A 14,115-nucleotide genomic window follows, 5' to 3' on the forward strand; every position below is an offset into this window, starting at 1 on the left:
CCCGCGCCCCTGAAAAGACGGGGGCGTGAGCCCCTCGCTCCAGTTGCCCCACCGGGCGGCAGCCGCTCTCCTCCGTGAGGGGTCGTGTCGGGGTTTCCGATCGCAGCACGACCTCTGATGGGCAACCAAAAGGTGCTGGATGACACAGCTGCGATCGGATGCCCCGTCGCGGCCCCGACCCGACGACAACGGCAGGCGCGTCTTTTAGGGGCGCGGGGAACTGCGCGACCAGCCACACCCAACCCGCACCCGCAAAAAATGATCGATCAAACGAGTCGGAAACGTCACACGGCACTTTCGGAAGAAGGAGGAACCGGGCAGGATGAACAGGTTGGCGGCACTGAGTGCCGCCAATAGGCCCAATGGTCGACCCCGAGTGCACTCTCCTGCGCCAAATGGGGGATGGTAGAGACAGTCAGGGCACCTCGAAGAAGAGGCACAACGTCGGTGAGGGATGACGTGAGCGACAACTCTGTAGTACTGCGGTACGGCGACGGCGAGTACACCTACCCGGTGATCGACAGCACCGTCGGCGACAAGGGCTTCGACATCGGCAAGCTCCGCGCCCAGACCGGTCTGGTGACCCTGGACAGCGGGTACGGCAACACCGCCGCCTATAAATCCGCCGTCACCTATCTCGACGGCGAGCAGGGCATCCTCCGCTACCGCGGCTACCCGATCGAGCAGCTGGCCGAGCGTTCCACCTTCCTCGAGGTGGCCTCCCTGCTGATCAACGGCGAGCTGCCCACGGTCGACGAGCTCTCCGTCTTCAAGAACGAGATCACGCAGCACACCCTGCTGCACGAGGACGTCAAGCGTTTCTACCAGGGCTTCCCGCGCGACGCCCACCCGATGGCGATGCTGTCGTCGGTGGTCAGCGCCCTGTCGACGTTCTACCAGGACAGCCACAACCCGTTCGACGAGAAGCAGCGTCACCTCTCGACGATCCGCCTTCTCGCCAAGCTTCCGACGATCGCGGCGTACGCGTACAAGAAGTCCATCGGTCACCCCTTCGTCTACCCGCGCAACGACCTCGGGTACGTCGAGAACTTCCTGCGCATGACCTTCTCGGTCCCCGCCCAGGAGTACGACCTGGACCCGGTCGTCGTCTCCGCGCTCGACAAGCTGCTCATCCTGCACGCGGACCACGAGCAGAACTGTTCGACCTCCACCGTCCGTCTGGTGGGCTCGTCGCAGGCGAACATGTTCGCCTCGATCTCCGCTGGCATCAGCGCCCTGTGGGGCCCGCTGCACGGCGGCGCCAACCAGTCGGTCCTGGAGATGCTGGAAGGCATCAAGGCCAACGGCGGCGACGTCGACTCCTTCATCCGCAAGGTGAAGAACAAGGAGGACGGCGTCCGCCTGATGGGCTTCGGCCACCGGGTGTACAAGTCCTTCGACCCGCGCGCCAAGATCATCAAGGCGGCTGCGCACGACGTCCTCTCGGCCCTCGGCAAGTCCGACGAGCTGCTGGACATCGCGCTCAAGCTGGAGGAGCACGCGCTCTCCGACGACTACTTCGTCTCGCGCAACCTCTACCCGAACGTGGACTTCTACACCGGCCTGATCTACCGGGCCATGGGCTTCCCGACCGAGATGTTCACGGTCCTGTTCGCGCTCGGCCGTCTCCCGGGCTGGATCGCCCAGTGGCACGAGATGATCAAGGAGCCGGGTTCGCGGATCGGGCGTCCGCGGCAGATCTACACGGGTGTTGTTGAGCGGGACTTCGTCCCTGTTGAAGAGCGCTAGGCAGTTCGTTCGTCTGCAGGTCCGCGGGGGCTGTTCGCGCAGTTCCCCGCGCCCCTGAAAGAGGAGGGGGCGTCCCTGACCAGGGACGCCCCCTCCTCAGTTGCACAAGTCGTACGGATAACAGAAGGCGCCCCGCTACGGTCCCCCCACGGGCCGTAGATCGGGGCGCCTTCCCATGTCCCGGTGCGGATTCCCCCCACGGGATCCGGCCGGGCGTCTGAAGGCAGCGCCTGAGTCGCTGCGAGCAAAACGAGCAAAACTGGTTGGACTGGTGAGCTGCGGTCTGCCGGGACCCGTACGTACGGGAGGGCCGCTCAAAGCTCCCCGCTGTACGTGCCCCGGCAACGCAATTCCGAGAACGTCCCCCAAGACGTCCCCAGATGTCAGATTCGCCCCCCAAGACGTCTCTGACATCGTCAATCTAGACTCACGAACCCCTTCGATGGTTACGTTCACATCACTGTGATCTGCGTCTCTTGCGTATGTCCTGAAGATGCGCAAGAGATCCGATATCGCTACCGGCACCCAAGCGTAAGGATGATGCGCGAGCCTTGTGAAGAGCTTATGTGAAGGCGTGTGCCGGACTCTAGGGGGACTCTTACCTCTTCGTCATGAAAATGCCCTGAGCCGCAGGCTGTTCGTCACCACGAACACCGAGGAGAAGGCCATGGCCGCGCCGGCGATCATCGGGTTCAGCAGTCCGGCCGCCGCGAGCGGCAGCGCCGCCACGTTGTAGCCGAAGGCCCAGACGAGGTTTCCCCTGATCGTGGAGAGGGTCTTCCGCGACAGCCGGATGGCGTCCGCGGCCACCCGCAGATCCCCCCGTACGAGTGTCAGGTCGCCCGCCTCGATCGCCGCGTCCGTGCCGGTGCCCATGGCAAGGCCCAGGTCGGCGGTGGCGAGCGCGGCGGCGTCGTTGACGCCGTCGCCGACCATCGCCACCGTCCGCCCCTCGCCGCGCAGCCGCTCGATCACGTCGACCTTGTCCCGCGGCAGCACCTCGGCGATCACGTCGGCGGCGTCGATCCCGACCGCGCGGGCCACGGACTCGGCGACGGTCCGGTTGTCCCCGGTCAGCAGCACCGGCCGCAGGCCCAGGGCGCGCAGGGCGCGTACCGCCTCGGCGCTTGTCTCCTTGACCGCGTCGGCGACGGTGACGACACCGCGTGCCACTCCGTCCCAGGCGACGGCCACCGCGGTCCGTCCGTCCTCCTCGGCCCGCGTCTTGAAGGCGACCAACTCCTCCGGCAGCGCGATCCCGGCCTCTTCGAGGAGGCGGGCCCGTCCGACGAGGACCTCGTGGCCCTCGACCGTGCCGCGCACACCGAGCCCGGCCACGTTCTCGAAGCCGTCCACGGCCGCCAGAGGGCCTGTACGGGCCTCGGTGCCCGCGGCGACCGCCCGGGCGACCGGATGCTCCGAGGCGTGCTCCAGGGCCCCCGCGAGCCGCAGTACGCGCTCCTCGTCGGTGCCGTCGGCCGCGTACACCTCCTGGAGGGTCATGCGGCCGGTGGTGACCGTGCCGGTCTTGTCGAGCACGATGGTGTCGACGCGGCGGGTGGACTCCAGGACCTCGGGGCCCTTGATGAGGATGCCGAGCTGCGCGCCGCGGCCGGTGCCGACCATGAGGGCCGTCGGGGTGGCGAGGCCCAGCGCGCACGGGCAGGCGATGATCAGTACGGCGACGGCCGCGGTGAACGCGGCGGCCGTGTCACCGGTGACACCGAGCCAGCCCCCGAACGTGCCGACCGCGATCAGCAGCACGACGGGTACGAAGACGCCGGAGACCCGGTCGGCGAGGCGCTGTACCTGGGCCTTGCCGTTCTGCGCGTCCTCGACCAGCCGTGCCATCCGCGCCAGCTGGGTGTCGGCGCCGACCCGGGTCGCCTCGACGACGAGCCGTCCGCCCGCGTTCACGGTCGCGCCCGTGACGGCCGAACCCACCGTCACGTCCACCGGCACCGACTCACCGGTCAGCATGGACGCGTCGACCGCCGAGGAACCCTCGACGACCGTGCCGTCCGTGGCGACCTTCTCGCCGGGCCGTACGACGAAACGGTCGCCCACGGCCAGAGCGGCCACCGGAACGCGGACCTCACGGCCGTCCCGTACGACGGAGACGTCCTTGGAGCCCAGCTCCATGAGGGCCCGCAGGGCGGCACCCGCGCGGCGCTTGGAGCGGGCCTCCAGATAGCGGCCGAGGAGGATGAGGGCGACGACCCCGGCGGCGACTTCGAGATAGATGGCCGACGAGCCCTCGGTGCGGGAGACGGTGAGCGAGAAGCCCTCGTCCCGCATGCCCTCCATTCCCGCGTCACCGAGGAACAGCGCCCACAGGGACCAGCCGAACGCGGCCAGCGTGCCGACCGAGACGAGCGTGTCCATGGTGGCCGCGCCGTGCCGGGCGTTCGTGAACGCCGCCCGGTGGAAGGGCAGCCCGCCCCATACGACGACGGGCGCGGCGAGAGTGAGCGCCAGCCACTGCCAGTTGTCGAACTGCAGCGCCGGGACCATCGACAGCAGGACGACGGGGAGGGCGAGGAGGACGGAGACGGTGAGGCGCTCGCGGAGGGAGGACAGTTCGGGGTCCCGCTCGACCGCTTCTCCGGCGTCGGCCTCCGGCGTCTCGGTCCTCGGCGGGGGAGGCTCCTCGGCCGTGTACCCCGTCTTCACCACCGTGGCGATCAGGTCGGTGACCAGCACCCCCTGCGCGTACGAGACCTTCGCTTTCTCCGTCGCGTAGTTCACCGTGGCGGTGACCCCGTCCATGCGGTTGAGCTTCTTCTCGACGCGGACCGCGCAGGAGGCGCAGGTCATCCCGCCGATCGTCAGCTCGACCTCGGCGGGCGTGCCTATCGGAGTCGTCGCGGTGGTGCTGGTCATCTCCGTGCTCCGGGTTCCGCCGGGGTCAGGCCTTGCCGACGAGCTCGAAGCCGGCCTCGTCGACGGCGGCGCGCACGGCCTCCTCGTCGAGCGGGGCGGCGGAGACCACGGTCACCTCGCCGGTGGAGGCGACGGCCTTCACCGAGGTGACACCGGCGATCTCGGAGATCTCACCGGACACCGAGCCTTCGCAGTGTCCGCAGCTCATCCCGCTCACCTGGTAGACGGTGGTGAGGGAGCCCGGGGTGTCGGTCTGGGCGGTCATGTCGTTGCTCCTCGTCGAGACGTGTGGGGCGTGCGTGGCCCACGAGGGCCTCACACTAACCACACTGTACCCCTAGGGGGTATTTCGCCAAGAGGGGTCTCGACGGGCCAGTGAGCGCACCCAGGCGACGCCCATCAACGACACGGCGACCATGCCGCCGACCGAGAACAGCGTGAAGAGATGTTTCTGCTGGTCGGTCACGGCCGGCAGGTAACCCGCCCCGAACAGTGCGGAGTTGAGCGGCGCACTTGTCAGCTGCGCCACCAGCCAGAGCGCGATGCCGTGTGTCGAGTCCCACAGGGCGTGCAGGAGCGCGACACCCGCGTACGTGCCGACGACCGGGGCGGTGAACGCGAAGTGCCCGCTCGTGCGGCGGTGCGCGAGCAGGACCGCGCCCGTGATCGCCGTCCACAGGCCGTGCCCGAAGGGGGCGAGCGCGCCCCACAGGATCTCGGTGGCCGCCTTCACCGCCTCCTCGATGAGCCCGACCCCGATCCCTCGACTCGAAAAGGGTGACTCGGAAGATTTGTCCGCCGCTTTATGGCAAGTGGTTGTCATGTGCCTTTCTGGCATATGCAGGCCGGGCCCCGATAGGGGCGCGGGGAACTGCGCGCCCAGCCCTCACGGACCCGCAGGCAGAATCGGTGCTCCCCGCGGGGCGTCTAGCGTTCGCTCGGGAACAGTGGTCCACGGGCCAACGGCGGAGGGGTAAAACACATGCGCGCAGTGGTGTTCGAGCAATACGGCAAGCCGGCCGAACTGCGAACCGTCCCGGACCCGGCACCCGCGCCCCACGGCGTCGTGGTCCGGGTGGAAGCCACCGGCCTCTGTCGAAGCGACTGGCACGGCTGGCAGGGCCACGACCCGGACATCACCCTGCCGCACGTGCCGGGCCACGAACTCGCCGGAACGGTAGAGGCGGTGGGCGGCCTGGTGACCGGCTGGCGCCCCGGCGACCGGGTCACCGTGCCCTTCGTCTGCGCCTGCGGCAGTTGCGCCTCCTGCGCGGCGGGCGACCAGCAGGTGTGCGAGCGACAGACCCAGCCGGGGTTCACGCACTGGGGGTCGTTCGCCGAGTACGTCGCCCTGGACCACGCCGACGTGAACCTCGTCGCCGTCGCGGACGAGCTGTCCTTCGGGACGGCGGCCTCGCTGGGCTGCCGGTTCGCCACGGCGTTCCGCGCGGTCGTCGCGCAGGGGCGGGTGGCGCCGGGGGAGTGGGTGGCCGTGTACGGCTGTGGCGGGGTCGGGCTGTCCGCCGTGATGATCGCGGCGGCCGCCGGCGCGCGGGTCGTCGCGGTGGACCTCTCGCCCCGGGCGCTGGAGCTGGCGCGGGAGTTCGGGGCTGCGGAGTGCGTGGAGGCGTCCCGGGACGCCCGGCCCGAGGAGACGGCGGAGGCCGTCCGTGAACTGACCGGCGGCGGCGCCCACCTGTCCCTCGACGCCCTCGGCTCGCCGGCCACCTGTGCGGCGTCGGTCGGCGGTCTGCGCCGCCGGGGCCGGCACGTCCAGGTCGGCCTGCTGCCCCAGGACCCGACCCTGCCGATGTCCCGCGTGATCGGCCTGGAACTCGAACTCCTCGGCAGTCACGGCATGCCCGCCCACGCCTACCCGCCGATGCTGGAGTCCGTACGGGCCGGAGTGCTGCGCCCCGACCTCCTGGTGACGTCCACGATCCCCCTGGACGCGGCCCCGGCGGCGCTGGCGGCGATGGGGACGGCCCCGGGGGCGGGAGTGACGATCATCGAGCCGTGGGCGTGAGCCGCTCGTTCCCCGGGCCGGCACGAGAGGGCCCCCGCACGTCTGCCGTGCGGGGGCGCAGTTGTCGTGCGTTGTGGTGCGTTGTCGTGTGTTGTCGTGCCGGGAGGCGATCAGCCGTCTCTGCGGCCTCTGTTGCCGGGCCGCGAGGCGACCCAGGCGCGGACCGTGTCGGCGTACCAGTAGGGCTTGCCGCTCTCCACGTGGTCGGGCGGGGGCAGCAGCCCGTGCTTGCGGTAGGACCGCACCGTGTCCGGCTGCACCTTGATGTGCGCCGCGATCTCCTTGTACGACCAGAGCCTTCGGTCGGTCATGAGTTGCACCTCCCTGCGCGTGCCGCAGCGGCGGCCGAGGGGCGGCCGTCGGGGGAGCCGGGCACTGCGCTGGCGATCACAAAGCCTGTGCCCGCTCAACGACACAGCGTGACCGCCCGATAGCGCCTGTCGCGCGGGTGTGACGCAAGACCCGCGTACACGCGACATGTGTGACAAGGGGGAGCCTTTTGTGACACGGCTGACGCATTGCGCCCCTTCAGGGGCGCCCCTGAAGGGGCGCGGGGCTGTGACATATGCGGCTCCGCCGCGTGGGCGCGACAAGCCCCCACCGGCCCGCACCCGAGAACGCGCCCCGGCGGAGCCGTCACGCCCCGCAGGACCTCAAAAACGCCCGAGTGCGCTGAGCAATGGGCAACGGCCTGTCCGGCTCGCACGGATACATGTCCTGCTCGACAATGGCGAACAACTCCACGTCCAGCTTCTGCGCAGCGGCAAGCACCGGCTCCAGCGCAGGCACCCCGGACGGCGGTTCGCACATCACGCCACGCGCCACCGCCGGCCCGAACGGAACCTCGTTCGCCCGCACGTCGGCCAGGATCTCGGGATCCACCTGCTTGAGGTGGAGGTACCCGATCCGCTCCCCGTACGTCTCGATGAGCTTGACGCTGTCGCCGCCGCAGTAGGCGTAGTGCCCGGTGTCCAGGCACAGCGACACCAGCGACGAGTCCGTGCCGTCGAGGAAGCGCGTCACGTTCTGCTCGCTGTCGATGTGCGTGTCCGCGTGCGGATGGACGACGATTTTCAGCCCGTACCGCTCGCGCACCTCGTGCCCCAGCCGCTCGGTCTGCGTGGTGAGGTGGCGCCACTGCTCGGCGGTGAGCGTGTCGGGCTCCAGGACCTCGCCGGTCTTGTCGTCGCGCCAGAAGGACGGGATGACGACCAGGTGTTCGGCGCCCATCGCCTGGGTGAGTGCGGCGATGTCCGAGACATGGGCCCAGGTGGCGTCCCACACGTCCGGGCCGCGGTGCAGCCCGGTGAAGACCGTTCCGGCCGACACCCGCAGGTTGCGGCGGGCGGTCTCGTCCGCGAGGACGGCCGGCTCGCTCGGCAGATAGCCGTACGGGCCCAGCTCGATCCACTCGTATCCGGACTCGGCGACCTCGTCGAGGAACCGCTGCCAGGGCACCTGTTGGGGGTCCTCCGGGAACCACACGCCCCAGGAGTCGGGGGCCGAGCCGATCCGGATGCGCGACAGTGAGGACCGAGGCGATGACTGAGGTGACAACGACGTCATGAGCGCCAGCTTCAGGTCCGTCGGGGAGAGGTGTCAAGGCCTGGTCCGAATGTCCGGACAACCAATTGACAGGGCTCTGTGAGCGCCGCTAGACCTTGGGTCAACCGATACGAAGGGAACTCGATGGCCGAGTCCGCGGAGTCCAGTGCGTACGACCTCATCACCATGGGGCGGATCGGCGTGGACCTCTACCCGCTGCAGACCGGGGTGCCGCTCCCGCAGGTGACCTCCTTCGGGAAGTTCCTCGGCGGTTCGGCGGCCAACGTGGCGGTCGCGGCGGCGCGGCTCGGGCGGCGTACGGCGGTGGTGACACGGACCGGTGACGACCCCTTCGGGGCGTATCTGCACGAGGCCCTGCGGGACTTCGGGGTCGACGACCGCTGGGTGACGCCCGTGCCCGGGCTGCCGACGCCGGTCACCTTCTGCGAGGTGTTCCCGCCGGACGACTTCCCGCTGTACTTCTACCGGCTCCCCAAGGCGCCCGACCTGGAGATCGACGCCCACGAACTGGATCTGGACGCCATCCGCGACACCCGGATCTTCTGGGTCACGGGTACGGGGCTGAGCGAGGAGCCCAGCCGCACGGCGACGCTCGCCGCCCTCGCCCACCGCGCCAAGTCCGGGACGACGGTCTTCGATCTGGACTGGCGGCCGATGTTCTGGTCCGACCCGGAGGCCGCCCGGCCCTTCTACGCCGAGGCCCTGCGCCACACCACGGTCGCCGTCGGCAACCTCGACGAGGTGGAGGTCGCCACAGGTGTGCGCGAGCCCCACGCGGCCGCCCGTGCCCTCCTGGACGCCGGGGTGGAGCTGGCCGTGGTCAAGCAGGGCCCCAAGGGCGTCCTGGCCGTGAACCGGAAGGGCGAGTCGGCTGAGGTGCCGCCCCTCCCGGTGACGGTCCTCAACGGCCTCGGCGCGGGCGACGCGTTCGGTGGCTCCCTCTGTCACGGCCTCCTGGCGGGCTGGGACCTGGAGCGCATCATGCGGCACGCCAACGCGGCCGGCGCCATCGTCGCGTCCCGCCTGGAGTGCTCCTCCGCCATGCCGACCCCGGCGGAAGTCGAGCAGGCACTGAAGGCGGGGGCGGTGCTGTGACGGCGGGATACGCGGGGGCCGACCGGCGCGAAGGGGATGCCGCAGGGGCGTACGCCTCCGCGGCAGGCGCCCCGACGCGCATCGACATCTCGGAACTCGTCCGGATCCGGGCCCAGCGCCCCGAGGCGGTCGAGGAAGCCGCGGCTCGGCGGCCCCGGCGGCCCCTCCTCGGCGAGTCCGGGCGGCTGATGATCGTCGCCGCCGACCACCCCGCCCGGGGAGCCCTCTCCGTGGGCGACCGCAAGTTCGCCATGGCCAACCGGATCGACCTGCTCGAACGGCTCTGCCTCGCCCTCTCCCGCCCGGGCGTCGACGGCGTGCTCGCGACCGCCGACATCCTCGACGACCTGCTGCTGCTCGGCGCGCTGGATCACAAGGTCGTCATGGGCTCGATGAACCGAGGTGGACTCGCGGGCGCGGCCTGGGAGTTGGACGACCGGTTCACCGGACACCGGCCCCGGGACATCGAGCGGCTCCGCTTCGACGCGGGCAAGCTGCTGCTGCGGATCGACTACGACGACCCGGGCTCGCTCACCACCCTGGAGTCGACGGCCCGTGCCGTGGACGACATGGCCGAGCGCCGGCTCCCCGTGTTCGTCGAGCCGTTCCTCAGCCGCCGCGACCCCGCCACCGGCACCCTCCGTAACGACCTGGGCGCGGATGCCGTCACCCGGTCCATCGCCATCGCGAGCGGCCTGGGCGGCAGTTCGGCGTACACCTGGCTGAAGGTCCCCGTCACGGAGAACCCGGACGACATGGCCCGCGTCATGGAGACCTCCACGCTCCCGGCCGTCCTGCTCGGCGGGGAGGTCGGCGCCGACCAGGAGGGCGCGTACGAGAAATGGCGCGGAGCTCTTCAACTGCCCACCGTCCAGGGGCTGGTGGTGGGCCGCTCGCTGCTCTACCCGGCCGACGGCGATGTCGGGGCCGCGGTCGACACCGCCGTCGGACTGCTGTGAGGGGAAGCCGACATGACCGACGAGCCACGCGTCCCCGGCGGCGGTTGTACTGTGCGCACAGAGGGGAATAAAGAGGACAAAGTGTTTGAACTCCCGGGCCGGGAGGGCGTGTTCGCCGGAGTCACGGACTTCGCGCATGCTCCCCGTGAAGCCCGGGTACTGATCGCCTCCGGCGCGGGAAGCCGCTTCGCCCTGGCAGGAGCGAAGTGCGAGCGACGACTCCCCGCCCGCTACGGCCCCGCGCCGGAGGTCCCCGTCATCGGGTGTGCATGGCCGCACATTGGCGGACGGGCCATAGAGACGTAAGGCCCGTTCAGACGTATGACGTGGCGGATCTGCTTCCACCCGGGACACGAAGAAAGCGCAGAGGGCTACCGATGACAGAGCCGACGTCAACGACGACAAGGCTGACGGTCGCGCAGGCACTGGTGCGGTTCCTCGCCGCCCAGTACACGGAACGCGACGGCGTGCGACGCCGCCTGGTCGACGCCACCTGGGGCATCTTCGGGCACGGCAACGTCGCCGGGCTCGGACAGGCGCTCCTGGAGTACGGCACTGTGTCCTCCGGGGGGACACCCCCCGAACCCCCCGTCATGCCCTACCACCAGGGCCGCAACGAACAGTCCATGGTCCACGCGGCCGTCGGCTACGCGCGTCAGTCCAACCGCCTCTCCGTCCAGGCGGTCACGACCTCCATCGGGCCCGGCGCCACCAACCTCGTCACCGGTGCCGCCCTCGCCACGGTCAACCACCTGCCGGTGCTCCTGCTGCCCGGTGACGTCTTCGCGACCCGCCCCGCCGACCCGGTCCTCCAGCAGCTCGAAGTCCCGTACGCGGGCGATGTGTCGGTCAACGACTGTCTGCGCCCCGTGTCGAAGTACTTCGACCGGATCACCCGCCCCGAGGCCCTGATCCCGGCCGCTCTCCAGGCGATGCGGGTGCTCACCGACCCGGTCGAGACGGGCGCCGTCACGCTCGCGCTGCCGCAGGACGTGCAGGCGGAGGCCTTCGACTGGCCCGAGGAGTTCTTCGCCGAGCGGGTCTGGACGGTCCGCCGTCCGGTCGCCGACCCGGAGCAACTGGCCGCCGCCGTCAGGGCGATTCGGGAAGCGCGGCGCCCCCTCGTCGTCGCGGGCGGCGGGGTCCACCACAGCGAGGCCGAGGACGCGCTCAAGGAGTTCGCCGACCTCACCCGTATCCCGGTCGCCTCCACGCAGGCCGGCAAGGGCTCGCTGGCCTGGGACCACCCGGCGGACGTCGGCGGCGTCGGGCACACCGGCACCGCGACCGCCTGCGAACTCGCCCGCACCGCGGACCTGGTGATCGGCGTCGGCACCCGCTACACCGACTTCACCACCGCATCCGGCACCCTCTTCGCCGCCCAGGGCGTCCGCTTCCTGAACCTCAACATCGCGTCCTTCGACGGCCACAAGCTCTCCGGACAGCCGCTGATCGCGGACGCCCGCACGGCCCTGGAGTCCCTCACCGAGGCGCTCGCGCTGCACGGCCACCGCGCCGAACCCGCGTACGTCACCGAGTACACGGACGACAAGGAGCGCTGGGAGTACCGCGTCGACGCCGCCTACGAGGCCGAGGACCCGGACATCCGGCCCACCCAGCCGCAGGTCCTCGGCCTGCTCGACGAGATCGTCACCGGCGACGACATCCTCATCAACGCGGCCGGCTCCCTCCCCGGCGACCTGCACAAACTCTGGCGCGCCCGCTCCCGCGACCAGTACCACGTCGAGTACGGCTACTCCTGCATGGGCTACGAGATCCCGGCGGCCATCGGCGTACGGCTCGCGGCGCCCGACCGGCCCGTCTGGGCGCTGGTCGGCGACGGCACGTATCTGATGATGCCGACGGAGATCGTCACCGCCGTCCAGGAGGGCATCGGGATCAAGGTCGTGATCCTGCAGAACCACGGGTACGCGTCCATCGGCGGCCTCTCCGAGTCGGTCGGCGGCGAGCGGTTCGCGACCGCCTACCGCCACCGGTCCGAGGACGGCACGTACACGGGGCGTCCGCTGCCCGTCGACCTGGCGGCCAACGCGGCCAGCCTGGGCATGCGGGTCCTGCGCGCGAAGACCGTGCGCGACCTGCGGGCCGCCCTCGCCGAGGCCCGGGCCGACGACACTCCCACTTGTGTCTACGTGGAGACCCAAACGGCAGACACAGTGTCGGGCGCGCCTCCGGCCCAGGCCTGGTGGGATGTTCCTGTGGCCGAGACCGCGACCCGATCGTCGGCGGTCAAGGCCCGTGAGCTGTACGAACGGCACGTCTCCACCCGGCGCCGCCATCTGTGAAGGAGCACTCGGTCATGACGAAGATCGTCAACCACTGGATCGGCGGCAAGTCCGTCGAGGGCGCGTCGGGTACGTACGGGCCGGTGACCGACCCGGCGACCGGCGCCGTGACCACGAAGGTCGCCTTCGCGACCGTCGACGAGGTCGACGCGGCGATCGCCGCCGCGAAGGACGCCTACGCGACCTGGGGCACCGCGTCGCTCGCCAAGCGGTCCACGATCCTCTTCAAGTTCCGCGCGCTGCTGGACGCCCACCGTGACGAGATCGCCGAGCTGATCACCGCCGAGCACGGCAAGGTGCACTCGGACGCGCTCGGTGAGGTCGCGCGCGGCCTGGAGATCGTCGACCTGGCGTGCGGGATCACCGTCCAGCTCAAGGGCGAGCTGTCGACCGAGGTGGCCTCCCGGGTCGACGTCGCCTCGATCCGCCAGCCGCTCGGTGTCGTGGCCGGCATCACGCCGTTCAACTTCCCCGCCATGGTGCCGATGTGGATGTTCCCGCTGGCCATCGCGTGCGGCAACACCTTCGTGCTGAAGCCCAGCGAGAAGGACCCGTCGGCGTCCGTCCGCCTCGCGGAGCTGTTCGCGGAGGCCGGACTGCCGGACGGCGTGCTGAACGTCGTCCACGGCGACAAGGTGGCCGTCGACCGCCTCCTGGAGCACCCGGACGTCAAGGCGGTCTCCTTCGTCGGCTCGACCCCGATCGCCCGCTACATCCACACCACCGCCTCCGCCAACGGCAAGCGCGTACAGGCCCTCGGCGGGGCCAAGAACCACATGCTGGTCCTCCCGGACGCCGACCTGGACGCGGCCGCCGACGCCGCGGTGAGCGCGGCCTACGGCTCGGCGGGCGAGCGCTGCATGGCCATCTCGGCCGTCGTCGCCGTCGGCGCGGTCGGCGACGAGCTGGTGGAGAAGATCCGCGAGCGCGCCGAGAAGATCAAGATCGGCCCCGGCAACGACCCGGCCTCGGAGATGGGCCCGCTGATCACCGCGGCCCACCGCGACAAGGTCGCCTCGTACGTGACGGGCGCCGCCGCCCAGGGCTCCGAGGTCGTCCTCGACGGCACGGGCTACACGGTCGAGGGCCACGAGGACGGCCACTGGATCGGGCTCTCGCTGCTCGACAAGGTCCCGACGGACTCGGACGCCTACCGGGACGAGATCTTCGGCCCGGTGCTGTGCGTGCTGCGCGTCGACACGTACGAGGAGGGTGTGGCCCTGATCAACGGATCCCCCTTCGGCAACGGCACCGCGATCTTCACCCGGGACGGCGGCGCCGCCCGCCGCTTCCAGCTGGAGATCGAGGCGGGCATGGTCGGCGTGAACGTGCCGATCCCGGTGCCGGTGGGCTACCACTCCTTCGGTGGCTGGAAGGACTCCCTCTTCGGGGACCACCACATCTACGGCAACGACGGCACGCACTTCTACACCCGCGGCAAGGTCGTCACGACCCGCTGGCCGGACCCGTCGGAAGCCCCGACGGGCGTCGACCTCGGCTTCCCACGCAACCACTGACCCGCGACCTCTGA

Annotated in this window: 11 protein-coding genes and 1 pseudogene; 7 read left to right on the top strand and 5 right to left on the bottom strand. The window is 70.4% G+C overall.

The window, feature by feature from the left end; genetic code table 11:
* Nucleotides 1–459 precede the first annotated feature (459 nt).
* Nucleotides 460–1,749, top strand: coding sequence for a citrate synthase (locus tag ACIBEI_RS15405; RefSeq protein ID WP_398888847.1), 1,290 nt, complete (start codon nt 460–462; stop codon nt 1,747–1,749).
* A gap of 609 nt (nt 1,750–2,358) precedes the next feature.
* On the opposite strand, the gene ACIBEI_RS15410 is transcribed toward ACIBEI_RS15405, so the two are convergent.
* The 3 genes from ACIBEI_RS15410 to ACIBEI_RS15420 form a co-directional block, all read right to left on the bottom strand.
* On the bottom strand, nt 2,359–4,632 hold the full coding sequence (locus ACIBEI_RS15410; protein WP_398888849.1) for a heavy metal translocating P-type ATPase: 2,274 nt from the start codon (nt 4,630–4,632) through the stop codon (nt 2,359–2,361).
* A 25-nt stretch (nt 4,633–4,657) separates the two neighbouring features.
* Nucleotides 4,658–4,897 carry a heavy-metal-associated domain-containing protein gene (locus ACIBEI_RS15415; RefSeq protein WP_055615572.1) on the bottom strand — a complete coding sequence of 80 codons (240 nt, stop codon included), beginning with the start codon at nt 4,895–4,897 and terminating at the stop codon, nt 4,658–4,660.
* 72 nt (nt 4,898–4,969) lie between these two features.
* Entirely contained in the window at nt 4,970–5,365 is a 396-nt protein-coding gene (locus tag ACIBEI_RS15420) for a hypothetical protein (RefSeq protein WP_398888852.1), read from the bottom strand.
* 249 nt (nt 5,366–5,614) lie between these two features.
* On the opposite strand from ACIBEI_RS15420, the gene ACIBEI_RS15425 reads away from it, so the two are divergent.
* The gene (locus ACIBEI_RS15425; protein ID WP_398888854.1) at nt 5,615–6,658 is read left to right on the top strand and encodes a zinc-dependent alcohol dehydrogenase family protein; all 1,044 of its coding nucleotides are present in this window, start codon (nt 5,615–5,617) and stop codon (nt 6,656–6,658) included.
* A gap of 110 nt (nt 6,659–6,768) precedes the next feature.
* On the opposite strand, the gene ACIBEI_RS15430 is transcribed toward ACIBEI_RS15425, so the two are convergent.
* Entirely contained in the window at nt 6,769–6,969 is a 201-nt protein-coding gene (locus tag ACIBEI_RS15430; protein WP_055615575.1) for an AlpA family transcriptional regulator, read from the bottom strand.
* Between the two features lie 325 nt (nt 6,970–7,294).
* Nucleotides 7,295–8,224 (bottom strand): sugar phosphate isomerase/epimerase family protein, encoded by a 930-nt coding sequence (locus ACIBEI_RS15435; protein WP_398888855.1) that lies wholly within the window; start codon nt 8,222–8,224, stop codon nt 7,295–7,297.
* Between the two features lie 123 nt (nt 8,225–8,347).
* Here ACIBEI_RS15435 and iolC point away from each other — a divergent pair, with 123 nt between their 5' ends.
* The 5 genes and pseudogenes from iolC (at nt 8,348) to mmsA (ending at nt 14,101) form a co-directional block, all read left to right on the top strand.
* Complete coding sequence (iolC, locus tag ACIBEI_RS15440) at nt 8,348–9,319, top strand: 5-dehydro-2-deoxygluconokinase (protein WP_398888857.1); 972 nt, start codon at nt 8,348–8,350, stop codon at nt 9,317–9,319.
* Nucleotides 9,320–9,399: 80 nt separating this feature from the next.
* On the top strand, nt 9,400–10,278 hold the full coding sequence (locus ACIBEI_RS15445) for a deoxyribose-phosphate aldolase (RefSeq protein WP_398889021.1): 879 nt from the start codon (nt 9,400–9,402) through the stop codon (nt 10,276–10,278).
* 39 nt (nt 10,279–10,317) lie between these two features.
* Nucleotides 10,318–10,536: pseudogene (locus ACIBEI_RS15450) on the top strand (5-deoxy-glucuronate isomerase); the annotation flags it as partial.
* 119 nt (nt 10,537–10,655) lie between these two features.
* A complete protein-coding gene (gene iolD, locus ACIBEI_RS15455; RefSeq protein WP_398888859.1) occupies nt 10,656–12,584 on the top strand; it encodes a 3D-(3,5/4)-trihydroxycyclohexane-1,2-dione acylhydrolase (decyclizing) in 1,929 nt (642 codons plus the stop codon).
* A 14-nt stretch (nt 12,585–12,598) separates the two neighbouring features.
* The gene (gene mmsA / locus ACIBEI_RS15460) at nt 12,599–14,101 is read left to right on the top strand and encodes a CoA-acylating methylmalonate-semialdehyde dehydrogenase (RefSeq protein WP_398888861.1); all 1,503 of its coding nucleotides are present in this window, start codon (nt 12,599–12,601) and stop codon (nt 14,099–14,101) included.
* The last annotated feature ends 14 nt before the right edge of the window (nt 14,102–14,115 follow it).

The sequence above is a fragment of the Streptomyces sp. NPDC050988 genome, assembly GCF_044456225.1.
GTDB lineage: Bacteria > Actinomycetota > Actinomycetes > Streptomycetales > Streptomycetaceae > Streptomyces.